This window comes from Actinomyces gaoshouyii, from assembly GCF_002072175.1.
GTDB classification, from domain to species: domain Bacteria; phylum Actinomycetota; class Actinomycetes; order Actinomycetales; family Actinomycetaceae; genus Actinomyces; species Actinomyces gaoshouyii.
In genome coordinates, this window is record NZ_MVIV01000003.1 from 269,795 (window position 1) to 295,937 (window position 26,143).

The 26,143-nt window shown below is 71.7% G+C and carries 21 protein-coding genes; 6 read left to right on the forward strand and 15 right to left on the reverse strand.

Annotation, left to right across the window (positions count from 1 at the left end; genetic code table 11):
* The first annotated feature begins 172 nt into the window (after positions 1-172).
* Positions 173-1,441 carry an alpha-hydroxy acid oxidase gene (locus tag B1H50_RS04485; protein ID WP_080462572.1) on the forward strand — a complete coding sequence of 423 codons (1,269 nt, stop codon included), beginning with the start codon at positions 173-175 and terminating at the stop codon, positions 1,439-1,441.
* A gap of 137 nt (positions 1,442-1,578) precedes the next feature.
* On the forward strand, positions 1,579-1,914 hold the full coding sequence (locus B1H50_RS04490; protein WP_158082824.1) for a DivIVA domain-containing protein: 336 nt from the start codon (positions 1,579-1,581) through the stop codon (positions 1,912-1,914).
* Between the two features lie 17 nt (positions 1,915-1,931).
* Here B1H50_RS04490 and B1H50_RS04495 read toward each other — a convergent pair whose 3' ends face one another.
* From B1H50_RS04495 to dacB, 14 genes are all read right to left on the reverse strand, one after another.
* The gene (locus B1H50_RS04495) at positions 1,932-3,584 is read right to left on the reverse strand and encodes a lysine--tRNA ligase (protein WP_229657965.1); all 1,653 of its coding nucleotides are present in this window, start codon (positions 3,582-3,584) and stop codon (positions 1,932-1,934) included.
* Positions 3,585-4,062: 478 nt separating this feature from the next.
* The gene (gene panD / locus B1H50_RS04500) at positions 4,063-4,518 is read right to left on the reverse strand and encodes an aspartate 1-decarboxylase (protein ID WP_080462575.1); all 456 of its coding nucleotides are present in this window, start codon (positions 4,516-4,518) and stop codon (positions 4,063-4,065) included.
* A gap of 200 nt (positions 4,519-4,718) precedes the next feature.
* A complete protein-coding gene (gene panC, locus B1H50_RS04505) occupies positions 4,719-5,681 on the reverse strand; it encodes a pantoate--beta-alanine ligase (protein WP_080462611.1) in 963 nt (320 codons plus the stop codon).
* Positions 5,682-5,788: 107 nt separating this feature from the next.
* The gene (locus B1H50_RS04510; protein ID WP_080462576.1) at positions 5,789-6,757 is read right to left on the reverse strand and encodes a Rossmann-like and DUF2520 domain-containing protein; all 969 of its coding nucleotides are present in this window, start codon (positions 6,755-6,757) and stop codon (positions 5,789-5,791) included.
* 13 nt (positions 6,758-6,770) lie between these two features.
* A complete protein-coding gene (locus B1H50_RS04515) occupies positions 6,771-8,537 on the reverse strand; it encodes a PH domain-containing protein (protein WP_229657954.1) in 1,767 nt (588 codons plus the stop codon).
* Positions 8,534-9,103 (reverse strand): PH domain-containing protein, encoded by a 570-nt coding sequence (locus tag B1H50_RS04520; RefSeq protein WP_080462577.1) that lies wholly within the window; start codon positions 9,101-9,103, stop codon positions 8,534-8,536. The genes B1H50_RS04515 and B1H50_RS04520 overlap by 4 nt, the downstream gene beginning before the upstream one ends.
* Positions 9,100-9,603 (reverse strand): DUF3180 family protein, encoded by a 504-nt coding sequence (locus B1H50_RS04525; protein ID WP_080462578.1) that lies wholly within the window; start codon positions 9,601-9,603, stop codon positions 9,100-9,102. Before B1H50_RS04525 ends, B1H50_RS04520 begins: the two co-directional genes overlap by 4 nt.
* Positions 9,603-11,795 carry a 2-amino-4-hydroxy-6-hydroxymethyldihydropteridine diphosphokinase gene (folK, locus tag B1H50_RS04530; RefSeq protein ID WP_080462579.1) on the reverse strand — a complete coding sequence of 731 codons (2,193 nt, stop codon included), beginning with the start codon at positions 11,793-11,795 and terminating at the stop codon, positions 9,603-9,605. Before folK ends, B1H50_RS04525 begins: the two co-directional genes overlap by 1 nt.
* Positions 11,792-12,661: a dihydropteroate synthase gene (gene folP, locus B1H50_RS04535; RefSeq protein WP_080462580.1), complete on the reverse strand. Its 870-nt coding sequence runs from the start codon at positions 12,659-12,661 to the stop codon at positions 11,792-11,794. The genes folK and folP overlap by 4 nt, the downstream gene beginning before the upstream one ends.
* A gap of 392 nt (positions 12,662-13,053) precedes the next feature.
* Complete coding sequence (gene folE, locus B1H50_RS04540) at positions 13,054-13,626, reverse strand: GTP cyclohydrolase I FolE (RefSeq protein ID WP_080462581.1); 573 nt, start codon at positions 13,624-13,626, stop codon at positions 13,054-13,056.
* Positions 13,623-15,743 carry an ATP-dependent zinc metalloprotease FtsH gene (gene ftsH / locus B1H50_RS04545; RefSeq protein ID WP_080462582.1) on the reverse strand — a complete coding sequence of 707 codons (2,121 nt, stop codon included), beginning with the start codon at positions 15,741-15,743 and terminating at the stop codon, positions 13,623-13,625. Before ftsH ends, folE begins: the two co-directional genes overlap by 4 nt.
* Before the next feature lie 294 nt (positions 15,744-16,037).
* Positions 16,038-16,592 carry a hypoxanthine phosphoribosyltransferase gene (gene hpt, locus B1H50_RS04550; protein ID WP_080462583.1) on the reverse strand — a complete coding sequence of 185 codons (555 nt, stop codon included), beginning with the start codon at positions 16,590-16,592 and terminating at the stop codon, positions 16,038-16,040.
* A gap of 146 nt (positions 16,593-16,738) precedes the next feature.
* Positions 16,739-17,986, reverse strand: coding sequence for a zinc-dependent metalloprotease (locus B1H50_RS04555; protein WP_229657955.1), 1,248 nt, complete (start codon positions 17,984-17,986; stop codon positions 16,739-16,741).
* Between the two features lie 89 nt (positions 17,987-18,075).
* Entirely contained in the window at positions 18,076-19,476 is a 1,401-nt protein-coding gene (gene dacB, locus B1H50_RS04560) for a D-alanyl-D-alanine carboxypeptidase/D-alanyl-D-alanine endopeptidase (protein ID WP_080462613.1), read from the reverse strand.
* A 206-nt stretch (positions 19,477-19,682) separates the two neighbouring features.
* Here dacB and B1H50_RS04565 point away from each other — a divergent pair, with 206 nt between their 5' ends.
* On the forward strand, positions 19,683-20,174 hold the full coding sequence (locus B1H50_RS04565) for an inorganic diphosphatase (RefSeq protein ID WP_080462585.1): 492 nt from the start codon (positions 19,683-19,685) through the stop codon (positions 20,172-20,174).
* A 115-nt stretch (positions 20,175-20,289) separates the two neighbouring features.
* Here the strand turns inward: B1H50_RS04565 and B1H50_RS04570 are convergent, their stop codons facing one another.
* Positions 20,290-21,621 carry a C40 family peptidase gene (locus B1H50_RS04570; RefSeq protein WP_095532478.1) on the reverse strand — a complete coding sequence of 444 codons (1,332 nt, stop codon included), beginning with the start codon at positions 21,619-21,621 and terminating at the stop codon, positions 20,290-20,292.
* Positions 21,622-22,113: 492 nt separating this feature from the next.
* Here B1H50_RS04570 and B1H50_RS04575 point away from each other — a divergent pair, with 492 nt between their 5' ends.
* The 3 genes from B1H50_RS04575 (at position 22,114) to B1H50_RS04585 (ending at position 26,008) form a co-directional block, all read left to right on the forward strand.
* Positions 22,114-23,454, forward strand: coding sequence for an O-acetylhomoserine aminocarboxypropyltransferase/cysteine synthase family protein (locus B1H50_RS04575; protein ID WP_080462587.1), 1,341 nt, complete (start codon positions 22,114-22,116; stop codon positions 23,452-23,454).
* A gap of 28 nt (positions 23,455-23,482) precedes the next feature.
* Complete coding sequence (gene metX, locus B1H50_RS04580) at positions 23,483-24,742, forward strand: homoserine O-acetyltransferase MetX (RefSeq protein ID WP_080462588.1); 1,260 nt, start codon at positions 23,483-23,485, stop codon at positions 24,740-24,742.
* 204 nt (positions 24,743-24,946) lie between these two features.
* Entirely contained in the window at positions 24,947-26,008 is a 1,062-nt protein-coding gene (locus tag B1H50_RS04585) for an alpha/beta hydrolase (protein ID WP_080462589.1), read from the forward strand.
* Positions 26,009-26,143 lie beyond the last annotated feature (135 nt).

Here is a 26,143-nt window from a genome sequence, read left to right on the forward strand (position 1 = left end):
CGGGGCCTCCGCACACCTCAGCGATTACACAGGCAAGCCTTGCCTTGCTATTTCAGCGGCCTCAGAGCATACTTCGACGTGCGCCAGACCTAGACCAAGGTCCCAGCATTGTCCGATCGCCGCAGCAGCCACCGCCCACTGCGGCACCACCAGCCGACAAAGAGGTAGCACTGTGGTGAAGCGCCAGTTCCCCAGACCATCCGAGATCTTCGAACTCCTGCAGTTCAAGTCCCCCGACTTCAACGCGCGCCGTCGCCGCCTTGCCGCAGCTCAGACGATCTGGGACCTTCGCACTATCGCCAAGCGCACCACACCCGCCGCCGCCTTCGATTACACCGACGGCTCCGCCGACGAGGAGATCTCCCTGCGCCGCGCCCGTCAGGCCTTCCGGGACATCGAATGGCACCCGGACATCCTGCGCCCCGCGCCGGAGACCGACACCTCCTGCTCCATCCTCGGCGGGCGCTCCTCACTCCCCTTCGGCATCGCCCCCACCGGATTCACCCGCCTCATGCAGACCGAGGGCGAGATCGCCGGGGCCACCGCCGCCGGCGCCGCGGGCATCCCCTTCAGCCTGTCCACGCTGGGGACCACGTCCATGGAGGATGTCGCCGCCGCCAATCCCAGCGGCCGCAACTGGTTCCAGCTCTACGTCACCCGCCAGCGCGAGATCTGCTACGGGCTGGTCGAGCGCGCGCAGAGGGCCGGCTTCGACACCCTCATGTTCACCGTGGACGTGCCCACCGCCGGGGCCCGCCTGCGGGACAAGCGCAATGGGTTCTCCATCCCGCCGCGGATCACCGCCGGAACGGTCCTCAACACGGCGATGTACCCGCGCTGGTGGTTCGATTTCCTGACCACCCCGAAGCTGGAGTTCGCGTCCCTGTCCTCCACCGACGGCACGGTGGGCGAGCTGCTCGACTCCGTCATGGACCCCACGATCTCCGACGACGACCTCGCCGTCATCCGCTCCATGTGGACGGGCAGGATCATCGTCAAGGGGGTCCAGAACGTGCAGGACTCCAAGCGGCTCGTCGACCTCGGCGTCGACGGGATCCTGCTGTCCAATCATGGCGGGCGCCAGATGGACCGCGCCCCCGTCCCCTTCCGCCTCCTGCCCGAGGTCCTGCGGGAGGTGGGCAAGGACACCACGGTCATGATCGACACCGGCATCATGCATGGTCAGGACATCATCGCCGCCGCCGCTCTGGGATCGAAGTTCTCACTGGTGGGCCGCGCCTACCTGTACGGCCTCATGGCCGGCGGCCGGGCCGGGGTGGACCGCATGATCGAGATTCTCGCCGATCAGATCGTGCGCACCATGCGCCTGCTCGGGGTCGCCACCATCGAGGAGCTAGAACCCCGTCACATCACCCAGCTCACCCGCCTCGTCCCCGTGAGCCGACAGGTCGCCGCGGCGGAGGCGAGCCTCAGCCGCTAAGGGCCACGGATCCACGGATCACGCCGGGCGAGGTCGGATCCCGGCCGATCGCCCCGACCGGCACCGCGTCCCGCCTCCAGGCTCCTCGCCTATGATGGGACCGCTCCGCCCCCGTTCCCGAACCAGATTGGATGCCCATGGCCCCCTCCATCACCAGTCGCGATGTCCAGCTCAAGGATTTCAGGAGGGTTCGCACGGGCTCCCGCTACGTCATCGAGGATGTGGACGCGACGATGGAGCGCGCCGCTCATGCCCTGCGCGCATGGGAGGGAAGGGGAGCGCCGACCCTCATGGCCTCGATGAGCACCGCCCCGGGAGGAAAGGACATCCTGACCGCCGATCGGCTGCTGAACACCCTATTCGACGACCTGTGGATGCCTTTCCGGACCGGTTACTCCCAGGAAGAGGTCGATGAATACCTCGATGAGGTGACCGAAGCGCTCAAGGATTGGGAATCGGGCGCACCGCGCTGAGGCGCCACCGGGCCGGCTCAGCCGCGCTTGACGATGGGGAAGGTGATCGTCTCACGGATCCCCTGGCCGGTCAGCGCCATCAGCAGGCGGTCGATGCCCATGCCCATGCCGCCGCAGGGCGGGAAGCCCTGCTCCATGGCAACGAGGAAGTCCTCGTCGAGAACCATGGCCTCCGGGTCACCGTTGGCCGCCGCGAGGGCCTGCGCCTCGAAGCGCTCGCGCTGAACCACCGGGTCGGCCAGCTCGGAGTAGGCGGTGCCCAGTTCGAAGCCGCGCACGTACAGGTCCCACTTCTCCGTCAGTCCCGGCTTGGAACGGTGATAGCGGGTCAGCGGCGAGGTGTCCTCGGGGAAGTCGTAGACGAAGGTCGGGGCCCACAGGGAGTCGCCGACGGTCACCTCGAAGATGTCCTCGGCGATCTTGCCGGCCACCGCGTAGTCGTCGACCTCCAGGCCCAGCTTCTCGGCGATGCGGACGAGATCCTCACGCGGGGTGCCCACGGTGATCTCCTCGCCGACGGCCTCGGAGATGGAGGTGTAGAGGTCGATCTTCGCCCACTCGCCGGATAGGTCGTACTCGGTGCCATCCGCGAGTACGACGACCTCCCCGCCCTCGGGAAGGCCGAAGGCGTCACGGGCCGCCTGCTGGACGAGGTTGCGAGTCAGCTCCGCCATGCCGTTGTAGTCCGAGTAGGCCTCGTAGGCCTCCAGGGCGGCGAACTCCGGGGAGTGGGAGGAGTCGGCGCCCTCGTTGCGGAAGTTGCGGTTGATCTCGAACACGCGGTCCACGCCGCCCACGACCGCCCGCTTGAGATAGATCTCCGTGGCGATGCGCAGGTAGAGATCCATGTCGAAGGCGTTCATGTGGGTGACGAACGGGCGCGCGGCGGCGCCGCCGTGGATGACCTGGAGCATAGGGGTCTCCAGCTCCACGTAGTCGCGGCGGTGGAAGTTCTCGCGCAGGGAGCGCACGACGGCGGCGCGGATGCGCACCATGTCGCGGGCCGCCGGGCGGGTGAGGAGGTCGAGCTCGCGGCGGCGCACCCGCTGCTCCTCGGACAGGGTGACGGCCTCGCCGGCCTCGTTGGTCCAGGTCTTGGGCAGGGGGCGCAGGGCCTTGGAGGCGATGCGCCAGGCCGGGACCTCGAGGGCATCGTCGCCGGCGGCGGCGAGATCGTCGGCGCCATGGCCCTCGCACAGGAGCGGCTCGGCGAAGACGGAGAGCTCGCCGCGGCGGGAGGTGCCCACGTGGCCGTGGACGAAGAGGTGATCGCCGAGGTCGACGTCCGCCTTGAAAGCGGCGAGCGAGGAGTGCCCCCGGCCGGGCAATGACTTGGCCGACAGCATCGCCTGCAGAGTGGTGCCGGCGCCGTCGGCCAGAGTGACGAAGCAGAGCTTGCCGGTGTTGCGCAGGAAGACGACGCGGCCGGCCACACCCACGACGTCCTCGGTCTCCTCACCGGCGGCCAGGTCCGCGTACTTCGCGCGGACGGCGGCGATCGTGGTGGTCAGGGGGAGCTGGACGGGATAGGGGTCCCAGCCCTCGGCGCGCAGGCGCTCACGCTTGCCGGCGCGGATGGCGAACTGCTCACCGGGGCTCGGCTCGGCCTTGGACTGCTTCGGCCCGCCCTGCGCGGGGGGCTCAGCGGAGGGAGCAGCGGGGGGAGTCACAGGGGCGTCGGCCAGGGGGGATGCCTCGGGGGCAGTGGGGTTATCGTCGATCACAGCCCGAGTCTACGGCTCCTCCACGCGCGCCGGACCGGCCCGCACCGTGATCCGCGTCGAAGTCAGTCCGCAGGCTTGTGGATGACTGGCGTCCCGATCGGGGAGGCGCGCACTTGGATGAGCGCCCAAGACGCCGGCCGACGAGGACCTCGTGAACGATGAACTGGAGGCGATCGCGGTCGACGATGCCGCCCTGGGCCAGGGCGCCATCGTCGAGGAACTGCGGGATCCACTGACCAGCCGCTATGACGCCGGCGCCCGGAAACGACTGGAGGAGGTCGTGCCGAGGACGCGATCCCCTCCGGAGAGTCTCACCGCCCATCGAGCGGTGGCTGCCGATCACGCTGTTCCGCGAGATCGCAACGTTTCTCCGCCGGGGCAAGAGAAGCGTGCCGAGGCTGAGCGCGCAGAACCGCGTCGAGGCTCAGGCACGGGCCTCGGCGAGCGGAATGCCAGAGGGACACAGGCCCTGGAGGCGAGCGGCCGCCGAGTCCATGGGCACGCCTCCGGGCTCGGCGGAGCGCTCGACGATCCGGTTCCTGGCGTCGACGAAGACGACGCGCGGCTGGTAGGCACGGGCCTCCTCATCGCTCATCTGCCCGTAGGCGATGAGGATGATGACATCGCCCGGGCTGACCAGGTGGGCGGCGGCGCCGTTGACACAGATCTGGCCGCTGCCGCGCTCGCCGGGGATGACGTAGGTGGACAGGCGGTTGCCGTTGGCGCAATCGCAGATGTCCACCCGCTCACCGGGCAGGAGATCGGCGGCTTCAAGGAGCGCGGCATCCACGGTGATCGAGCCGACGTAGTCGAGGTCGGCCTGGGTGACGGTGGCGCGGTGGATCTTGGACGTCATCATCGTCCGGGTGCGGGTGCTCATCGCGAATCAGCCTAGACGGCCGCAGGGGCGGCACCAGCCCCCGGATGAGAGGTCTGCACCACTATCGCCGGTGCCGTCCTTGCGGTCTCGGCCAGGATTCGCGGTCTCGGCCCCGCTTCGCGCCCTCATCCTCGCCGTTTGAAGGCGCGAAGCGGGGCCAGCCGGTATGTGAGGCCCGAGGGCGCAGGCATCAGCGCCGGTCAGCACGTCAGGGGCACACGGGCGTTGTCGATGAGGCGGGTGGCGCCCACGCGGGCCGCGAGCGCGAGCAGTCCCTGGCGCGGCTCGGCCTGCGCCTGCTCCTCCCGCGTCTTGGGGCCCGCGGCCAGCCCGAGCCCGGCGCCCGCCAGGTCCACGAAGGTCTCCGGGTCCACGAGCGCGACGTAGTCGACCTCGACGCCGGGCGCAGTCTCCAGGTGGGTCAGCGCGGCGGTGCGGATGCGCGACGCGTCCGCCCCCGCGTCGGCCGCCGCCCGGCCGGCCTCCAGGGCTTGGGACAGGGCGAGAGCCTGCCGGCGCTGCTCGGGGCCGAGATAGGCGTTGCGCGAGCTCATGGCCAGGCCATCGGGTTCACGACGGATGTCCACTGCCACGATCTCCACGGGCACGGCGAGGTCGCGGACCATGGCGCTGACGATGGCGAGTTGTTGGGCGTCCTTGCGCCCGAACATCGCCCACCTGGGGGCCGTCAGGTGCAGGAGGGCGAGCACCACCTGGCACACGCCGCCGAAGTGCGTGGGCCGTGAGCGCCCCTCCAGGACTGTGGCGATGGGGCCGGGGTCGATGCGCACTCCCGGCTCGCCTCCCGGGTACATGACCTCGGGGGTGGGTGCGAAGACGATGAGCCTGCCCACGCGCAGGGCACCGTCATCCCTCGTGAGCGCGCCGGTGAGCCCTGCGACGTCGGCCTCGAGGGTGCGCGGGTAGGCGTCGAGATCCTCACCGGGGGCGAACTGGAGGGGGTTGACGAAGATGGTGACGACGACGGTCCCGAACTCCCCCACGCGGCGCGCGGCCTCGATGACGAGATCGAAGTGGCCCTGGTGGAGGGCGCCCATGGTCATGACAACGGCGCGCGGCGCGGCATCGCCCGCGAGGGCGTCGGCGAGCTCCGCGCGAGTGCGGGCCAGGACAGCGGGGGACGGTACGACGGAGCCGGTCATGGCGTTCACACTACTGCGCCCGGGCCGATCCGCGCCCGGGCGCGCCTCGCGGGGGTCGGACCGCTGACGGGGCGCGCGAGCCGGGCGCGAACGGGCGCCGTTGCTCGTCAGGCCCCCGACTCACCGGCCTCCAGCGCGCGTCTGATGGCGTCGGCCCGCTCGGCGCCGAGCGCTCCGGCGGACTCTCTGCGGTCCGCGGTAGCACGGGCCAGCGCCCGGTAGGTGGCGGTGACATCGCTGAGACCGTGGCCCGAGGAGTCCTCCAGCGCTTCGAGGGCGGTCAGGTGGCGGGTGATCGTGCCCGCGTCCCCCCGGGCGATGGGTCCGGTGAGAGAGGATTCCCCCTCGTGTAGGGCTCCGTCGAGCGCGGCGGTGAGCAGTGGGCGAAGAGTGGCGGCGCCATCGGGGACACCAGCGGCCTCCAGGGCGCGCACAGCCTGGGTGACGAGGGTGACGAGATGGTTGGCGCCGTGGGCTAGTGCGGCGTGGTAGGCGGGTCGCGCGGATTCCTCCAGGACGAAGGGCTCGCCGCCGAGCTCGACGGCGAGGGCCTGGGCGATTGGCAGGACGGCGGCGGGCGCGGTGACGGCCATGGGGCATCCGGTGAGGCGGGCGAGGTCCGTGGACCAGCCGCTGAAGGTCATGGCCGGGTGGATCGCCAGGGGGATCGCCCCGCACAGGCGCGCGGGCTCGAGAATGGCGATGCCGTGCGTGCCCGATGTATGGACGACGAGCTGGCCCGGCTGCCAGCGGCGCAGGTCGGCCAGGCCCTGGACGAGGGGTCCCAGGGCGTCATCGGGGATGGCGAGGAGGATGAGCTCGGCGCGCTCGACGATGCTCTCAACCTCCAGGATGGGCACGCCGGGCAGGAGCATCTCGGCACGCTCGCGCGAGGCCTGGGAGACGGCGTGGACACCGACGACCTGATGCTCGACGGCGCGCAGGGCCGAACCGAGAACCGCTCCCACGCGCCCGGCGCTGATGACCCCCACCCCGAGGCGCCCGGGGCGGGCCGCTCCCCCTGCCTGAGAGGGGGCGGGGGACTCGGGGTTGTCGGGTGAAGATGCGTCGCTCATGGCCGGGATCGTCTCACGATATGGAGGCGGTGACGCGGGAGAGCCAGCGGTCGAGGTGCTCATCGTGGCCCCGCCTCGCCATCCGCGCGGCGATGAGCGCCGAGAGCTCGGTGACGTGCTGGGCGTCGAGATTCGACAGGATGACGGGCACATCGGAGTCGACCATGTCGAATCGGATGGTCGCCAGGCCGCAGCGCCGCGCGAGGGGCCCCTGGAGGACGCGGAAGGACTGGATGCGCTCGTAGGGGATGACGCTCACGCGCCGTGCCCAGCGGTTGAGGCGCAGGATGACGCAGGTGCCGGTCAGGGCGATGGCCTTGCGGCGCCAGGCGATCGGGTTGAAGAGCCGGGCGCGGCGGGGCACGCCGATGAAGCCGCGCTCCGCCGAGCCGATGGGCGCGGCGGCGGGACCGGCACCGGCACCGTCGATGCCGCTCAGAGCCGCGGCGAGGAGAGCATCGGGGTCGGGGGTCCCCAGGTCGGGCACCACCAGCCACAGGGCCCGCAGAGCATGGTCACGCGGGCCGACGGGCAGCAGCCGCGTGAAGACCTTCTTCGCGCCTTTCGATGCGGAGGGGGTGACAGCGCGGCCGGCCACGGTCGCGTCCACGCGCCACCAGTCCTTGCCCCGCCACAGCACCGACTGGACGAGCCCGACGGCGTGCACGCGTCCCGGGGGCAGCGTCGTCGAGGTCGCATCGGTGAGGCCGTAGCGCATGCGGATGCCCGCGGGGGTCGCCGCGGCTCGGAATCCCCAGCCACGGGCGAGGGAGCTCCACTGCAGGGAGATGAGGGTCATGGGGATTGTGAAGAGGCCCGTGATGATGGGCAGAATGGCGAGGACGTCTGCCCCCGTCCGCAGGATGAAGAGCAGCCCGATAGCCGCGAAGAGGACGGCCGTGAGTATGGAGGCCGTTGTCCCGGAGCGCATGAGGGAGGCGATGAGGACACGGGGCTCGACGGCGTAGAGGGGGTGCTCGGCCTCGTCCAGGACGCCCTCGGAGACGCGGGGGAAGCCCACGGCATCCTCGAAGCCCTTGGCCCCAGCTCCCATACCGGCGCCCGCCGGGGACGGGGCGCCGGGCAATGCCCCTGCGGTGCTGGCGCCCGCGGCGAGGTCGAGAATCTCACGCCGCAGCGCCTCGAGCTGGCGGGTGCGCACGTAGCCGATGAGGACCTTGGAGTCCGCGCCGCCGGCGACCTCGACGGAGAGCTGCCCCAGGCCGACGATGCGCCCGAGCAGCGGGTGGGTGATGTCAATGCTCTGGATGCGCGGCAGCCGGGCGATCCGCAGTTGCTTGGCGAGGATCCCTGAGCGCAGGTAGACGGCGTCGGCGTCGACAGCGTAGCTCATCGCCCGCCACGACAGGAACGGGAGCGCGAGGATGACGAGCACGATCAGGCCGAGAATGATCCCGGCGCCGATGAGCCAGGTCGTGGGGTCGCCTCCGGAGACGTCGGCCGCCCAGCCGCGCGCGGTCTGGATGTATTGACCGGGTTCGACCTCGCGCAACTCGCGGTAGAGCTCGATCACGCGCTCGATGTCGTCCAGCGCCCGCCAGGAGACGATGGCGATGAGGGCGGCGACGACCCTCCACCCGCGGACCAGCGGGGTGATGGGATGGACGCGGCGCCAGCTCAGACCCTTGGGGAGACTCATGGCGCGCCGGCGGGCGCTCTTCGGCACGGCGCCCCTCGCGCGCCGGTGGCGAGCGGCGCCGGTCCTGGCCGGGCTCGGGCCGCTGGAGGAGGCGCCGCCCGCCTCGGCGGCCCCGCTCACAGGCCGGCCATCCTCTCCTCGCCGCGCTCGGCGAGGATCTGGCGCAGGTGCTCGGCCTCGGCCACGGGCAGTCCGTTGATGGTGGCATCGGTGCCGGCGCTCGCGGTGTGGAGCTTGACCTCGGCGATGCCCAGGCGGCGTGCGATGGGCCCCTGGGAGGTGTCGACGTACTGCATGCGGCCATAGGGGATGACGGACATTCGGCGCCACATGATCCCCTTGCGCCACAGGAGGTGCTCCCCGGCCAGGGCGTAGCCCATGGCCCGCACCTGGCGGGGGATCATCCACAGCAGCCAGGCGAGGATGACGATCGCGGCGCCGGTTCCCGCCCAGAACCAGGGGCTCACAAGGACCGCGGGGATGGCGAATCCCGCGGCCGGGAGGAGCAGGAGGAAGAGGGCCGCCATGACACGAGCGGTGGCCAGGGAGGGCGAGACCGGGGAGAAGGAGACGCCCTGGGGAGCGAAGGGCCCTCCTGCACCGGAGGCGGCGCCAGCCAGACGGGAGGTCCTGGGCGCGGCGGGCCGGCGCTGATCGGCGGGGCCTGGGATCGATTGGGCGGTCATGCGGCGGCCCCGGGGGTGGCGGCGCCGCCCGATCGCGCGGAGCCGGTGGGACGGTCATCGTCGTCGGAGGAGTCGATGGCGCACCAGTGCTCGACGAGGAGGCCGACACCGCACCAGGCCGCGCAGGCGGCCAGGCAGAGTCCACTGGTGAGGGCCAGGTCGCTCATCGCCGGTGAGGCGGGAGCGAGGAGCGCACAGGCCAGCCCCCCTGCGTAGACGCCGCCGATGCAGGAGCCCGCCAGTGCGGAGGCCTGCGCGCCGGCGGCGGTCGCGGCGGCGCCGGTGGGGGTGATCCAGGTCGCCTGCCGAGCGCGCAGGCGCCTCACCGCGAGCCCTGCGACGAGGATGACCATGGCGATGACGAGGCCTGTCGCCGCGCCCCACGCGGTGAGGACCGGGATCCAGCCGCGGCTGCGCAGCATGAGATCGAGGGCGACCAGGGAGAGGACGGTCGTCGTGGCGGAGCACGCGAGGACCGCCGTCCAGCGCGTGCGGCGCATCAGTTCCCCTGCCCGCCTCGGCCGATGACGTCCTCCCAGCCGGAGGAGGCCGACCACGTGTGGTCATCCGAGCGCTGGGGGCCCGCAGCCCTTCTCCCGTCCTGCGGAGCCTGGCCCGGTCGGCCGGGCTGTCCCGGCGCGGCCCCGCTGATCGGCTCCGCGACCTGCGGGGCCTGATCGACGAAGGGGCTGGGGGCGGGCGGCGCGGGCGGCACCGGCGCGGAGGGGGCACCGGGCATCCCGGGGCCGGGGGGCGCGGCGTCGGCGCTCGAGGGGTCCTGGGCGAGAGCGTCCTTGATCATGGAGGCGGGGACGGTCTCACTGAAGGGCTCCTCCTCGTCCCCCACGAGGGCGGCCGACGGCGCGGACAGGAAGTCGGGGACGTCCTGCGACTGCGAGGCCCGCTCGCCGGCGCCGACCTTCTGCGAGGAGTCCGCAAGGGCGTCGGCGGGCACGTACTGGCCGGTGGGGAGCTTGGGCAGGGCGTCGGAGTCGATCCAGTCCAGGGCGAGCCAGCGGATTCCGTCGCGGTCCGGGGCCTGTTCCGCCAGGGCGGCGACGCTCTGGCCGTCGATCTCGGCGAAGGCGTCCGCCTGGGACCAGGGCAGCAGCACGAAGGAGCGGCTGGTGGCGCGCGGGTGCGGGAGGATGAGCTCGGGGTCGGCCGAGCGAAGGTCGGAGTAGGTGATGACGTCGGCGTCGAGGGTGCGCGGGCCCTTCGGCTCCAGGCGCACGCGCCCGGCATCGGCCTCCAGGCGCCGGCAGAGGGCCAGGACATCCTTCGCGGACAGGCTCGTGCGGGCGAGGATCACCGTGTTGAGGTAGTCGGGCTGCTCGCCGGCGCCGGGCTCGATGACGGCGGCGGTGCGCGCCAGAGGGGCGATGGCCGTCACCTCGACGCCCTCGGTGCTCTGGAGGGTGCGGACGGCGCGTCGCAAGCTGGGGACGACCTCACCAAGATTGCCCCCCAGGCCGATGACAACGGGCACCGGGGCCGTGGGGGCCTCCGCGAGGGGGTCGACGGCGGGCCCGGCGGGAAGGGGGGCCGCCTCCGCGACCACGGCGTGGCCGGGCTCAACATCCTGGTACTGGGACACGGCGGAGGAGCCGGCTCCGATCGGGGAGTCGGTGTCCTCACCGCTCGCGGCGGGGGCCGGGGAGGCGATGCGATCATCTCCGGGCCGGGCGGGTGAGCCCATGCCGAGCGGGGCGGGCGTGGCGTGGGAGGCCGCATCGTCGATGGGGGTCGTAGCCCCAGGATCGTGAGCGCCGGCATCGTAGGCGGGCGCGACGCCGTCGAAGCCCGCCCCCTCGGCCCGGTTCTCATGGGAATCCTCGCCCGGATCGCCTCCGACGGGCTCAGCGGTGCTGAACGGGACCGCGGCCCAGGCCTCGTCCACGGAGCCGGCCCGGAGGGGGCCGGCCTGCCCGAAGTGGTCAACCGTGCCCTCTCCGAGGTCGCCAACGGGCGGGACGGGGGGCTGCGCCGGCTCGGGAGCGCTGGAGCCCTGGGCGAGAGGGGCCTCGGGCACGCCGGTCCTGGAATCGTCGACCGCGTCGAGGCGACCGGTGAGGGCGCCCGGGTACGGGGGCGCGTCGTTGATCGGCTCGGCCGCGGGCGCGCCGGCGGGCGCCGAGGGGACGGACGGCGCGGACGGCAGTGGAAGACTCGCCCTGGGCAGTGGGGGCTCCGAGGCGTCGGCGGCGGCCGCGCAGGGAGCCGCCGACGGCGCGCTCGCAACGACCGGAGCACTGGCCGCCGCGGACGCGCTCGTCGCCGAGGAGAGCACGGAGGCCGCCGCCTCGGACAGGCGCGTGATGGTGACGGAGACGTCGTCGAAGGCAACCTCGAGGGGCGCGTTGGGCTTGTGGATCGTGACCTCCACGGCCATGACGCGGGGGAAGGCGAGGACCGTCTCGCTGATCCGCTCGGCGAGGGTCTCCAGGAGGGCCACGGGCTCGCCCTCGATGAGCGCGACCACCGCGTTGGCGACCGCCGAGTAGTCCAGGGCGTCGTTGAGGGAGTCGGTCACCGCGGCGACGGCGGTGCCGCGCGGGCCGAGGTCGAGGGCGATATCAGCGGTGAAGATCTGCCCCTCGGAGCGCTCGAAGGGGAGGACTCCGTGGTAACCGCGGGCGGACAGGCCGGTGAGGCGGATCCTATCGGAGGAGAAGGAGGTGACGGTGCTCATCGGGGGTCCTTCCAGAGGGAGGCGGTGCGGATGGCATCCCGGTTGGCCGGGATCTCGTGGACTCTCACGGCCCAGGCCCCGGCTGCGGCCGCCAGGGCGGTGGTGGCGGCAGTGGCGGCGTCGCGCCCCGTGGGCTCGGCGCCCGGCGGCGCGGCCGCGGCGAGGAAGCGCTTGCGGGAGGAGCCGATGAGGACGGGCAGGCCCAGATCCTCGCGCAGGCGGGCGGTGGCGGCCAGGAGCTCCCAGGACTGCGGGTGGGTCTTGGCGAAGCCCAGCCCGGGGTCGACGACGATCTGGGAGTCGCGCGCGCCCGCGGCGGCCAGGGAGTCGAGGCGCCGGCGCAGCTCGGCCTCCACTCCGGTGACGACGCCCTCCGGGTAATCGGTGAGCTCATTCATGGTCTCCGGCGTGCCGCGCCAGTGCTGGCAGATGTAGACGGCGCCGGAGGAGGCCACGAGGGGGTGCATGGCGGGATCGGCCAGGCCCCCGGAGACGTCGTTGATGATGAGGGCGCCGGCGTCGAGGGCGGCGGCCGCAGTGGAGGCGTGGATGGTATCCACGGAGACGACGGCGCCCTCGGCGGCGAGCGGGCGGATGACCGGCAGGACGCGCTCGGCCTCGTCGGCCGGGCTGATGGGGGTGGCGCCGGGCCGGGTGGATTCCCCGCCGATGTCGAGGATGTCCGCACCCTGGGCCAGCAGCTCGCGCGCGTGGGCGATGGCGGCCTCGGGGGTGGACCAGCGGCCGCCATCGGAGAAGGAGTCCGGGGTGACGTTGACGATCCCCATGAGGAGGCACCGGCCGTCGGCGAGCGAGCCGGGTAGTGGTTCCGGCCTGAGTCGGGGGGCGTCCTGATGCTCGGTCACCACCCCAGGCTAACGGTTCTCAGCCGGGATGGGCTGTTCCACCGGCCACTGTGAGCGCCGGCTCGCCCCGGAGAGCGCTGCGAGCGGGTAGGGAGCGGCTGTCCATCGAAAGGCTGAGATGAGCCCGCCGCCCCCCACAATCGCAGTATTCCCAAGGATCTCACGCGCTTCTAACATCAGCGGCGTCCGATCATCCACTGACTCGAGGAGTCGAGCGCCCCATGAGCGTTATCGAATCGCAGCGCATCACCCCAGGAGCCGGCCCGTGCTCGAGGCCGGGGCCCCTGCGCGGCCTTCACCGTTCCCGACTTCAACGCCTTCATGCTACGTGCGGTGCCAACGCTGGAGGTTCCTGAGATCCAGCGCCGACGCTGCTGAGCCCCACCCGCGCCTCAGTGCCTCCCGCCCTGGATGAGGCTCATCGCCTCGGCGCGGGTGGCGGCGTTGCGCAGCTGGCCGCGCACCGCCGAGGTGACGGTGTTGGCCCCGGGCTTGCGCACGCCCCGCATGGACATGCACAGGTGCTCGGCCTCGACGACGACGAGCACCCCGGAGCACTCCAGGCGCTCCACGAGGGCGTCGGCGATCTGTGCGGTGAGTCTCTCCTGAACCTGGGGTCGGCGCGCGTAGCCCTCGACGAGCCGCGCGAGCTTGCTCAGCCCGGTGACCCTCCCCCGCCCCCCGGGCAGGTAGGCGACGTGGGCGACGCCGTGGAAGGGCAGGAGGTGGTGCTCGCACACGGAGTACATGGGGATGTCGCGCACGAGGACCATCTCGTGGTGGCCGACCTCGAAGACCCGCTCCACGTGCTTGCCCGGGTCCTCATCGAGCCCCGCGAAGAGCTCGGCGTAGGCACGGGCCATCCTCTCAGGGGTCTCCCGCAGGCCCTCGCGGTCCGGATCCTCGCCGACGGCGGTCAGCAGGTCGCGCACAGCGCGGCGCACGCCCTCGGCGTCGTAGGTCATGCGCGGGGGCCCTCGGAGCCCACCGTGGTATCAGTGCGCATCGCCGTGTCGGCCCCGGCGGCGGGGCGGCGCGGGAAGCGCGATCCGGTGAAGGAGCCGGCAACGTCCTCGGGCAGGACGAGGCTCTCATCGGCGGACCACAGGGGTCGCTCGGGCTGCTTGACGACGGGGGCGAAGATCTCCTCCAGGTCCTTCTCCAGGAGGGTCTCCTTCTCCAGGAGCTGGGTGGCCAAGTCCTCCAGGACATCGCGGTTGCGGGTGAGGATCTCCCAGGCCTCCCGGTGGGCGGCGTCGAGGAGAGCGCGGACCTCGGCGTCGACCTGGGCGGCGACGGCCTCGGAGAAGTCCCGGTTGGTGGCGGACAGTCCCAGGACGGTCTCGTTCTCGGTGGTGCCGAGCTTGATGGCCCCGACACTGCGGGTCATGCCGAAGTCGGTGACCATGCGGCGGGCGGTGCCGGTGGCCTTCTCGATGTCGTTGGAGGCGCCGGTGGTGGGGTCGCGGAAGACGATCTCCTCCGCCGCGCGCCCGCCCATGGCGTAGACGAGCTGGTCGAGGAGCTCGTTGCGGGTGGTGGAGTACTTGTCGTCCGCGGGCATGACCATCGTGTAGCCCAGGGCCTTGCCGCGCGGCAGGATCGTCACCTTCGTCACCGGGTCCGAGTAGGCGCCGGCGGCGGCGCACAGGGCGTGGCCGGCCTCGTGATAGGCGGTGACGGCCTTCTCATGGTCGTTCATGACGCGAGTGCGCTTCTGGGGACCGGCGATGACGCGGTCGATGGCCTCGTCCAGGGCGCGGTTGTCGATGAGCTGCGCGTTGGAGCGGGCGGTGAGCAGGGCGGCCTCATTGAGGACGTTGGCCAGGTCCGCGCCGGTGAAGCCGGGGGTCCGCTTGGCGACCTGGTCGAGGTCGACGTCGCCGGTCATGGGCTTTCCCTTGGCGTGGACCCTGAGGATGGCGGCGCGCCCGGCCATGTCGGGGGCCTCCACGGAGACCTGGCGGTCGAAGCGACCGGGGCGCAGGAGCGCGGGGTCGAGGACATCGGGCCGGTTGGTCGCGGCGATGAGGATGACATTGGTGGTGGCGTCGAAACCGTCCATCTCGACGAGGAGCTGATTGAGGGTCTGCTCTCGCTCGTCGTGGCCGCCGCCCGTGCCGGAGCCGCGGTGGCGCCCGACGGCGTCGATCTCGTCGACGAAGATGATGGCGGGGGCGTTCTCCTTGGCCTGCTCGAACAGGTCGCGCACGCGCGAGGCGCCCACGCCGACGAACATCTCGACGAATTCCGAGCCGCTCATGGAGAAGAAGGGCACGCCGGCCTCACCCGCCACGGCCTTGGCCAGCAGGGTCTTGCCCGTCCCGGGAGGACCGTAGAGGAGGACGCCCTTGGGGATCTTGGCGCCGACGGCCTGGAACTTCTCCGGCTCGGAGAGGAACTCGCGGATCTCCTCGAGCTCCTCGACGGCCTCGTCCTCGCCGGCGACGTCGTCGAAGGTGACGTCGGGCATCTCCTTGGAGCCGATCTTGGCCTTGGACTTGCCGAAGCTGAGGGGACCGCTGGAGCCGCCGGAGACGCGGTTCATGAGGAACCAGAGCAGACCCAAGAAGAAGAGCATGGGCAGCGTGATCTGGAGCAGGGAGCTCCACCAGGAGCTGGTGGGGACCACCGAGTTGAAGCCGCCGACGGGCGCGGCCTTCTGAACGAGCTCGTTGACCTGGCCGGCCTGGGCGTCGGTGTAGGTGAACTGGACCTTGTCACCGACCTGCCGATCCTGCTGGTCGGGAAGCTTGGCCTTGACGGTGTAGGGGGCGGCGAGGTCGAGCTCGACACGGTTGATGCGGTCGATGACGGTGATCGACTTGATGGTGGTGCCGTCGTTGAGGATGGTCAGACCGTCGGAGGTGTCGATGGCGCGGTAGCCGCTGAGCGAGGAGTAGAGGGCCCAGATGAGAACGGCGACGAGCACGATGGGGGCGGCCCACACGAAGGGGCTGCCGAGGGCGCCCTTGCGCTTGCGGTTCTTCTTGTCGCCGCGACCGGAGGGGTCGCGGCGGTCGCTGTTGCCGCCCCGGCCCCCGGAGGGAGTGGGCTTGGGGCTTTGGCCAGGCTTCTTCATCGGCGGTGCGTCCCTTCAACGTACCCGGAGCGTCATTCCGGTCAGACGCTATCCCATGAGGCTGCGGATCACCTCACCCGCTCCCCTCCCGTTCGCGCCGGGCGTGCTGGGGAAGGAGGGCACCGGAGAGGGATGGGCCGGAGCGGGGCGCCGGCGGTGGCACGGAACGCGTTGCCGACGCGCCTCCCGGTTGAGAACGCTCTCCGGGCGCACGTCGGCAACCCCGGAGAACATCGGCAACCGCAGGGCACGCCCTTACTGCCGCGCAACGCCCACAGCGCGCCGTCGTTCCCGTCAGCCCTCGTAGACCTCGGGTCGCAAGGTGGCGATGAAGGGCAGGTTGCGGTAGCGCTCGGCGTAGTCGAGGCCGTAGCCGACGACGAACTCATTGGGGATGTCGAAGCCCACGTACTTGACGTCGACCTCCACCTTCATCGCCTCCGGTTTGCGCAGGAGCGTGGCGATCTCCACACTCGCCGCGCCCCTACTGGTGAGGTTGCCCAGCAACCAGGACAAGGTGAGCCCGGAGTCGATGATGTCCTCCACGATGAGCACGTGGCGGCCGGTGAGGTCCGTGTCGAGGTCCTTGAGGATGCGCACGACGCCCGAGGACTTCGTGCCCGAGCCGTAGGACGACACGGCCATCCAATCCATGGGCGTGCTGCGGCGCAGGCGCCGCGACAGGTCCGCCATGACGTACACGGCGCCCTTGAGCACGCCCACCAGCAGCAGATCCTCGCCCGCGTAGTCGGCGTCAATCCTCTCTGCCATGTCATCCAGCCGGCTCTCGATCTCCTCGCGCGAGATCAGCACCTGCTGGAATTCGGTTCCCATGTCGGCGGCTTCCACGCCCTCATCCTCTCTCTCCGCGCCGATGATCCGCCCGGGACGGGGCGACGGCGCAGACCAAGCCTGCCAGATCTGCGCGCCGCGGCGTCGGCCCCGGACGCCCCTTCGCCGCCGACCCGTGACCATCCGGCTGGTCGGCGGGGTGATCAGGCGCCCTCGAGCGCGGAGCAGGGCCCGCCCCAGCGCCCCCGCCCGGGATCCGCTCGGATCCAGCCGGGCCCGTGGGTGCGATGAGGACCTCCCTCGACACGCTCCAGCCAGGCCTCGGGACTGCCCAGCTCGGCCGCCGTCGGCAGGGCCCACGGCGACGCCCAGGCGCGGTTGAGGCCCTCGTGGCCCGCTCTCCCGACGACGGCCCGCGCGAACCGCGCCGCCCGCGCGCTGTGGAGGAGCCGCCCACTGGCGAGGCCGGCGAAGGGGCCTCGTCCATGGTCCTGTCCGATCCCCCGCCCCTGCCCGGAAGACGGCGCGGGGTCGGCCTCGAGCACCGCCCGGAGCATGTGCGCCGAGGGGATCCGCGCGGGGGTGACACCGTCGAGAGCGGCCCGGGCGTGCCCCTCCAGGAACGCGAGGGTGGCGCGCAGCTCCGCCAACCCCGCCGGCCCGGACCGCCCGGCCGGCCCTGCGGCCTCGTCGATACCCGTAGTCCCCGCCTCCCCCGGCTTGGCGGCCCTGACCACCGCGGCGATCCCCGCCAGGCGCCCGCCCCGGGGCAGGGCCTCAATGACGGCTCCCAGCGCTTCGCGCGCCCGCGCCACCAAGTGGTCGGCGAGCCAGGGCGCGGCGGCGAGCTGGACGGCGTGAACGGTCTCATGCATCGCCACCCAGGTGGCCAGGTCTGCGAGATCGAGGCCGTGGCGGCGTTGGAGGGCGAGCACATTGGGGGCGACGAGGAGGAGTCGCGGCCGCTCGGCGCCCGGACCTCCCATCCGGGCCTCGGCCGCCGGGCCCGCGCCGGCAGTGCCGCCAGTGCCTTCGGTACCGTCAGTGCCGTCGGCGGCACCGGTGCCACCGACCTCAGCCGCGGCCGGGATCGCGGGCAGCACCTGCCCCAGCAATCGCGTCGAGAGGGCCCCGAGGGCGGTGCCCGCCTCCCATGCGGCGGCCCGGCGAGCCACGGGACCGGCAGGGGGCGCGGGAACGCCGTCGAGGAGTGGGGCCAGGAACCCGGCAGTAGCCCGCACGAGGCCCGCGCGGTCCACAACGAGCACCTGCGCTGTGGCGGCTTCCCGGGCCGCGCAGGCCAGGCCCGTCATCTCGCCGACCCGCTCCGGGCCCTGCGCCGCGCCGCGCCGCAGCAGCTCCACCACGGCGCTTCGGGCGGCATGGGGCGCCCGGGGCCCGGCGGCCGGGATCATGGCCCGGGCGGCGGCATCCACGCGGCTCCAGTCCACGAGGCTTCGCGCCGTCGACGGCGCGCCAGAGCGCTTGGGCTCGCCCGAAGTCCTGGCAGGCTCGCGCCGCGCCCGCGGCCCCGGGGCCATCAGCTGCCCGCCAGGGGCACCACGACATCCTCATCCATCGCGGCACGGGCGCTGGTCAGGCCACCGGAGGGGAATCCGTCGATGATGACGGAGAAGACCAGGAGGCGGCCGTTGGCGGTCACCACGGTCCCGGCGAGGGAGGCCGTCTGGTCCAGCGAGCCGGTCTTGGCGCGCACGGTCCCGGCACCGGTCTGGGAGACGAGACGGTCGTTGAGCGTGCCGTCGAGGGCCGCCACGGGCAGATCGGCGACGAGGGTGCGCCCCGCCGTCCCACCATCGGGGCCCGCGGCCCGGAGGAGGATATCGGTGAGCAGGCGGGCCGGGATCTTGTTGCCCTTGGCCAGGCCGGAGCAGTCCTTGAGGGCGACGCCCTCGATCGAGAACCCATCGGCCACCAGCTGGGCGGTGACCGCCTCGGTGGCGCCGGCGAAGGTGGTCGGCTTGCCCGTGGCTGCGGCGACGAGCCGGCCCTCGACCTCGGCCATCGCGTTATCCGAGGCCTTGAGGGATACCCCGAGGATGTCCGCCAGCGGCGCGGAGGACACGGAGGCGAGATCGGTGGCACTGTCGGCGGCCCTGCCCCGGGACACGCCCGAGACGGTGATGCCGGCGGCCTGCAGGTGCTTGGAGAAGGCCTGAACGGCGTCGTTGGCGGGGTCGGCGGGATAGGAGCGGGCCGACTCGTGGGCCCGCACGTTGATCATGATCGGCTGGATCGGCGCGACGAAGGACTGATTGCCGTCCTCCCAGTCACTGGACCACTTCTGGTCCTCGGGGAAGAGGGCGTCGTCGAGGGCGACCGCCACGGAGGTGACGCCCTGGGCCTTGAGGCTCTCAGCGGTGGAGCGGGCGAGGTCTCCCAGTCCCGCGCGTCCGATGACGGCGTTCGGGTCGCCCTTGTCCTCGGCCATGAGGACGTCCCCGCTGCCGATGAGGGTGACGGTGGGGGTTCCGCCCGAAGCCCCCGAGAGGACGGTGCGGGTGCTCAGCGTGTGGTCCGCCCCGAGAGTGCGCAGCGCGGCCCAGGCGGTGAGGAGCTTGTTGGTGGAGGCCGGGGTGAGGGGGGCGCCCTGGCCGGCGCCGGCGATCTGCCGCCCTGTGGCGACGTCGACGACGCTCACGGCGGTGGAGGCGCCGGCGGTGCGGGAGTCGGCGGCGAGGGCGGAGGCGTAGCCGGCCACCGCTTCGGCGTCGGGTATGGGGGCGGAGGAGTCGTAGGGGGCGGCGGTGGCGCCCGCGACGCCGTCGAGCCAGGCCGCGGTGGGGAAGGCCGCGGGGCGGCCCGCGCCGGTGACGGTCAGAGGCCCGGGCACGACGTCGAGGGCGTCGGCGACGCCGTAGTAACCACCGACGACCAGCAGGGTCGCCGCGGTGAGGGCAGCGGTCGTGATGCGGCGCACGGCGCCTCCGATCTGTCGCCAGGTGGGCTGCTCGATCTTGCCGGCGCTTGACAGTCCGCTGGGATGCGGACGGGAGGCGCCGTTGTAGTCCACACTAGTGCCATCGTGGCCAGCCCTCCCAGAGCTGCGCCGCCCCGTCCGCAGCCGCGGGGAGTGCCGGGCCCGCCCGGGACTCCAGCGGATCGCACAAGAGTGAGGAGCACAGCGTGGAGTTCGACGTCACCATCGAGATTCCCAAGGGGAACCGGAACAAGTACGAGATCGACCACGAGACCGGCCGCATCCGCCTCGACCGGATGCTCTTCACGTCCACCCGTTACCCGGACGACTACGGCTTCATCGACGAGACCCTCGGCGAGGACGGCGACCCGCTGGACGCGCTCGTCCTCCTGGAGGAGCCCACCTTCCCCGGCTGCGTCATCCGCTGCCGCGCGCTGGGCATGTTCCGCATGCGCGATGAGAAGGGCGGCGACGACAAGGTGCTGTGCGTGCCCGCGGCGGACCAACGCGCGTCCTGGCGCACGGATATCGAGGACGTCAGCGAGTTCCACCGCCTGGAGATCCAGCACTTCTTCGAGGTGTACAAGGACCTGGAGCCGGGCAAGAGCGTGGAGGGCGCCCACTGGGTGGGGCGCGACGAGGCCGAGGCCGAGATCCGCCGCTCCTACGAGCGCGAGCAGCAGCACCGCGGCCACTGACACCGATCCACTCCTCCTATAACCGAGACCGGTCGAAAATAGGATCGAGACCGGTTCAGCGTGGCCACCGCAGCCATACCGAACCGGTCTCGCGTCTGTTTTCGACCGGTCTCGCTCAGAAGCGGACGACGTAGGGCATGACGCCTGAGTAGCGCATGCCTGTCACGCGCACGGGGACGCCAAAGGTCGGGGCCTCGATCATCTGGTCGTCTCCGAGGTAGATCGCCACGTGGTAGATCCCCGACTGCGTCCCGTCCGAGGACCAGAACACGAGGTCGCCGGGCCGGGCCTCATCAATGGGCACATGGGTCCCCTCGCCGTACTGCACCCGCGAGGAGTGCGTGAGATAGACGCCCGCCGCCTGGTAGGACAGCATCACCAAGCCCGAGCAGTCGACGCCGCCGTAGCTCTCACCACCCCAGACGTAAGGCACACCGAGGAAGGTGTACGAGGTGTCGATCGCCGTCTGGGCGATGTCGATGGCGGCGGCCGGCGCAGGCTCGGGAGCCGGCTCAGGCTCGGGAGCGGGCTCGGGGGCCTCCTCAGCGGTCTCCGGCGCGGCCTCGGTCGTGGTCGGCGCGGCCTCGGTGGTGGCGGGCGTCGTCGTCGCCTCGGAGGTCGGGGTCGCTGAAGGGGACTGAGAGGGCGATGCGCCGGGCGTCGGCGGCGCGGTCGGCGCGGGGGATGTCGAGGCCTGGGCCCGCTTCTCCTCCTCGGCCTTGCGCGCGGCCTCCTCCGCGGCGGTCTTGGCAGCCGCCTCCTCGCGCGCCTGGCGCTCGGACTCGAGGCGGTCCTGGTACTGGGTCTCCAGTTCAACGGTGGTGTTGCGCTGCGTGGCGAGTTGGGAGATGAGGGTCTCCCGCGTGGACTTCGCGTCGGAGAGGGCCGTGGAGGCCTTGCTCACCTCGGCATCGGCCGTGGCCTTGAGATTCTTGGCATTGGTGGCGGCAGTCTCCTTCTCGGCCACCTTGGCCTGGGCGATGCTCTGCATGTTCTCGGCCACTGCCTGGTTCGCCTCGAAGTTCTGCAGCTCAGCGCTTCGGTTCTCGCCCACGCGGGTCAGCGCCACCGAGGTGTCGGTCGCGTCGGCAAGCGACTCGGAGGACAGGTAGGGGGTCAGGGCGTCAAGGGGGTTGCCGCCGTCCTGGTAGGTCTCGACGACGGTGGCGCCGAGGCTGGAGCGGGCGGTCTCGGTGGCCGCGGCGGCCTCATCGGCCGCGGTCTGGGCGTCGGCCGCAGCGGTGGTGGCGGTCTTCAACTCCGCGGCGGCCTCGAGGTAGTCCTCATTGGCGGAGGCGGCTTTGATCTGCGAGGCCTGAAGGTCGGACTTGAGTTGGGCGAGCTGCACCTCGAGGTCGGCGATCGACGACGACGTCTGGCTCTCCGCCTTCTTCGCCTCGTCGATGTTGTCCTGGTCGACGGTGTCGGCGAGGGCACTGGGAACCATTGCGACGGCCAGAGCGGTAGCGGCGGCGAAGACGCGTGCCGCTCGGAACGAACGGTGTCTAGGGCTCACGGATCCTCCAGGGTCTGACATTCCGATGCCATGGGTCGCACGGCGATACACCAGAAACATTAGCCATCACACGCCCCCTTGAGAACAGTGACCACTGATTTCACATCGGTAACATCCTCCCCACTCATCCCACAAACCCCGGAATCCCGCAGATCGAACACCCTCCCCCACAACCCAGTGACCTCCCTCACAACCGCACATCGTGATCACGCTGTGACCAGGCTCAGACCGCGGCACTCCCGCGATCCGGACGCGCTTGCGCGCCGCACCACCGCCGTGGCACCTTTCGAGCCATGTCCTGCCGCCTCACCCGCCGAATGCATCACTGACGCGCACGCCGCCGCGCCGCCGTCGGCCCACGTGCGCGTCCCCGCCCCACGAGGGCAAGAGCAGACACGCACCGGCACCCGTGAAGGACCCCCGATGAGTAACGCAGCGACCACCCCCGACACCCTCGCCTCCTGGCGGTTCGAAACCCTCCAGGTCCAGGCCGGCCACACCCCCGACTCCGACACCGGCGCCCGCGCGCTGCCGGTCTACCAGACCTCCTCCTTCGTCTTCCCCAGCGCCACCGAGGCGGCCGACCGCTTCTCCCTGGCCTCACTCGGTCCTATCTACACGCGCCTGGACAACCCGACGAACGCCGCCGTCGCCCAGCGGATCTGCGCCCTGCACGGCGGCACCGGCGCCCACCTCGTGGCCTCGGGCAGCGCCGCCACCACGCTGACGATCCTCACCCTGGGCGGCGCGGGCTCGAGCCTCGTCGCCTCGCCGTCGCTCTACGGCGGCACCGTCAACCTGCTGACCGCCGCGCTTCCCCGCCTCGGGATCACCACCCGGTTCGTCGAGGATCCCTCCGACGCCGCCGCTTGGGAGGCGCTGGCCGATGAGACCACCGTGTGCTTCCTCGGCGAGTCCATCCCCAACCCCAAGGGCGACATCCTCGACATCGAGCCCATCGCCGCGGCCGCGCACCGCGTGGGGGTGCCGCTCGTCGTCGACAACACGGTGGCCTCCCCGTTCCTCACCCGGCCCTTCGAGTGGGGGGCGGATATCGTCGTCGAATCCGCCACGAAGTTCCTGGGCGGGCACGGCTCCTCGATCGCCGGCGTCATCGTCGACGGCGGGAGCTTCGACTACGCCGCCCACGCCGAGCGTTTCCCCGGCTTCAACGAGCCCGATCCGTCCTACAACGGCATCGTCTTCGCCCGCGACCTGGGAGTCGGCTCGCCACTGGGTAACGCGGCCTTCGTCCTCAAGGCGCACACGCAGGGCCAGCGCGATCTCGGATTCGCCGCGAGCCCGCTCAACGCCTTCCTCATCGCCCAGGGGGTGGAGACGCTCTCGCTGCGCATGGAGCGGCATGTGGACAACGCCCTGGCCGTGGCCCGCCATCTGGAGTCCCACCCCGCGGTGAGCCAGGTGCGCTACTCCGGCCTGCCATCCAGCCCCTACTACGAGCTGCACCGCAAGTACTGCCCGCGCGGCGCCGGATCGATCCTCACCTTCGACCTCGCCGGTGGCCGAGAGGCCGGGAGCATCTTCATCGACGCCCTCCAGCTGTTCTCCAACGTCGCCAATATCGGGGACGTGCGCTCCCTGGCCATCCACCCGGCGACGACGACGCATTCGCAGCTCGACGACGCCAGCCTGGCGGCCGCGGGGATCAGCGCGGGGACCGTGCGCCTGAGCATCGGCATCGAGCACATCGACGACATCATCGCCGACCTCGACCGCGGCCTGGCGGCCCTGGGCCCGCGCTGAGCGCCGGCCCCGCCCCGAGGAGAGCGCCATGAGTCAGTCGGCACCGCCCGGCCCCGGCCGGCCCGACCCCGCCCTTCCGTCTCCCGGCCGGCCCAAGTCCACCTCGTCGGAGCCCGTCACGGCCGGTGTGGGGACGGCCGCCTCCAAACTCGTCGACCGCGCGGCGGGTTCCCCCACCGGCGCCTGGCGCACCGGGGACGATCCGGGCCACCGCCGCTTCCTGGAGATCGGGGATCTGCCCCTGGAGTCCGGGGAGACCCTGCCGAACACGGTTCTGGCCTTCGAGACCTGGGGGGAGCTGAGCGAGGCGCGCGACAATGCCGTCCTCGTCCTGCATGCCCTGACCGGGGACTCCCACGTCACCGGCGAGCCCGGCCCCGGGCACCCCACCCCCGGCTGGTGGGACAGTCTCGTGGGGCCGGGGCGGGCGATCGACACCGAGCGGTACTTCGTCGTCGCCGCCAATATCCTCGGCGGCTGCCAGGGCTCTACCGGGCCCTCCTCATTGGCGCCGGACGGGCGCCCCTGGGGGTCGCGCTTCCCGTGGCTGACCACTCGCGACGCCGTAGCCGCCGAGGCCCGCCTCGCCGACGCCCTGGGGATCGAGGTCTTCCACCTGGTCGTGGGCGCCTCGTTGGGCGGGCACCGCGCCATCGAGTGGGGAGTGGGGTATCCCGAGCGGGTGCGCAACCTCGCACTCGTGGCCACCGGTGCCTCGACGACGGCGGATCAGCTCGCCTGGTGCCACCTCCAGGAGCTCGCCATCGTGGGCGATCCCTACTTCTTCGACGGCGACTACTACTCCCACCCGGTGGGGCCGGTGCGCGGGCTGGCGCTGGCGCGGGCGATCGCGCACACCACCTACCGAAGCGCCGCCGAGCTCGACGCCCGCTTCGGGCGGGCGCACCAGGGCGCGGAGGATCCCGCCGTCGGCGGGCGCTACCAGGTGGAGTCCTACCTCGATCATCACTCGGGCAAGCTCCTGGCCAGATTCGACGCCAACACCTACCTCATCGTCACCCACTCGATGATGGTCCATGACGTCGGCACGGGGCGCGGCGGGATCCCGGCGGCCCTGGCGGGGGTGACGGCCCGCGCGCTGGTGGTCGACGTATCCTCCGATCGGCTCTTCCCCACCTGGCAGGCCGATGAGCTCTCCGAGGGCATCCCGGGCGCACGGCGCGCGACCATCGACTCTCTTCACGGGCATGATGGCTTCCTCATCGAGGCAGATCAGATGGACGCCGTGCTGCGCGACTTCCTTGAGGGCGCCGAGCCGGGGAGTTGATAACGACGGAGTATCCGGGAACCGGCTCTCACAGGCCGCGTCTTCGGCTAAGTTCATCTCATGAGCCAATGCCTATCCAACGCCGGATCCGGAGGCGCGGCACCCGGTCGCAACGACGTCGTCCGCCTGGTCGCCCCTGCCCGCAGGGGCGAAATTGATCCCCATCGACGGTGAAGAGGTCATGCTCCACGCGGCAGGCCCGACATGACCGGGACCGGGGCGGCTCCTCTCGACGACTGGGGCCCTGACCACCTCGGCCCCGGATTCCAGGCCCGCACCCTGGAACTGCTGCCGGACGAGGAGGCCGACGGCGCCGTCGCCACCCTGGTGCGGCATGTGCCTGCGGAGGATCCCGACGCCCTGCCGGGCACGCCCACGACTCCCTCGTTCGCCTGGCTCTACCTGCACGGGTGGAACGACTACTTCTTCCACACGCACCTGGCGCGGGAGATCTCCCGGCTGGGCGGGGCCTTCTACGCCCTCGACCTGCGCCGCTACGGGCGCTCCTTGCGCAAGGGGCAGATGCTCGGCTGGACGATGTCACTCGACGACTACGATGAGGAGATCGGCCGGGCCCTCAGCATCATCCGGGCCGAGCGCGGGGAGGGGATCGACGTCGTCGGCTATGGGCACTCCACGGGCGGGCTCGTGGCCTCCCTGTGGGCGGATCGCCACCCGGGGGCGCTGCGGGCGCTCATCCTGGCCTCCCCATGGCTGGAGATCCGGGGAGCAGCGCCGGTCAGGCTCCTCGGTCGGCCGGTGCTGCGCGCGCTGGCGCGCCACGATCCGCGCCGGCCCCTGCCGACGCCGAGCCTGCCCGCCGAGAAGCGCTTCCGCGTCACCGATAGCTGGGACGAGCGCGACGGCGAGCCGGATCCCGCGTGGGCGGACGACCCGTGGGTGCGCGGCTGGCAGATCAACGACGAGTGGATCCACCGGCCCGGCGCGCCGATCCGGCCCGGATGGCTGCGGGCGATCCTCGCCGGCCAGGCCCGGGTGGCGGCAGGGCTCGATATCCGCTGCCCGGTGCTGTCGATGGGGTCGGCGCGCTCGCGCCTGGGGGCGACGTGGACACCGGACTCACGCCGAACGGATACGGTGACCGACGTCGACGCGATGGCCCGGCGCGCCGTCGCCCTGGGGCCGCTCGTCACCGTGGCGCGCTTCGACGGCGCCATGCACGACCTCATCCTCTCCGCGCCCCCCGTGCGCGAGCAGGTGCTGGGCGCCATGCGCCGCTGGATGACCGCCTACGTCCTGCGCTGACCTCCCGTCCTCCCCCTTCGCCGAGGTCGGTTGTTGTTGGGGGTGGGGTGGGTTAGTGGTTGTGGTGGTGTTGGGTGTCGTTGGTGAGGTAGGGGGTGAGGCGGTGGATGGTTAGGGGTGGGGTGGTTTGGGTGG